The sequence below is a fragment of the Micromonospora craterilacus genome (assembly GCF_003236315.1).
In the GTDB taxonomy this organism is placed as follows: Bacteria; Actinomycetota; Actinomycetes; order Mycobacteriales; family Micromonosporaceae; genus Micromonospora; species Micromonospora craterilacus.
Window position 1 is genome coordinate 1 of record NZ_POTY01000533.1, and the last position, 715, is coordinate 715.

Sequence of the window (715 nt, forward strand, 5' to 3'; positions counted from 1 at the left end):
GCCCTGCCCGCCGGTGTCGCCCCGCCGCCCGCTGGCGTCGCGCCGTCTGGTGGTGTCGCACCGTCCGCTGGTGTCGCCGCGCCGTCGGGTGGTGTCGCGCCGTCCGCCAATGCTGGCCCGGTCCGCGGGACGGGCCCGGTCGGCGCCGATGTCCGTGTGGCGCCGGACAAACCGCCGGGACCGGATGGCAAACTGGTGCCATGAGTGAGCGGCGGGACGCAGCGCAGCCGAGTGCCGGCACGAGCGAGCGTGAGCATGTGATCGGCACCGAGCCGATCCGACTCCGGCCTCGACGTATCCGGCTGGTCTGTTGGGTCTCGGCGGCTGTCCTGGTGGTCCTGTTCGCCGTGATCGCCACCACGCTGACCGGTCCCACCGGCAACGGCTACGGCACCTTCCAGCGCGGCGACCAGTTCGCCATGATCGGGCTGGGCATCCTCTTCGCCCTCGGCGCCCTGCTCTTCACCCGCCCCCGGGTAGATGCGGACGCGCGCGGCGTACGGGTCCGCAACATCATCGGCTCGTACGAGCTGCCGTGGGAGGTCGTCCGGGGGGTCCGATTCGACCGGGGTGCTCCCTGGGCCGCCCTGGAGTTGTACGACGACGACCTGATGCCGGTGGTCGCGCTCCAGGCCGCCGACAAGCAACTCGCCGTCGACGGGGTCCGCGCCCTGCGCCGCCTGCACGAGGCGCACCTGACCGCGCTCGCTGAAGG

The 715-nt window shown here is 72.9% G+C and carries 1 protein-coding gene; it reads left to right on the forward strand.

The features are described from left to right. Positions 1-200: 200 nt before the first annotated feature. The coding region (locus tag C1I95_RS34290) for a PH domain-containing protein (RefSeq protein ID WP_438941369.1) at positions 201-715 on the forward strand (515 nt) is incomplete at its 3' end.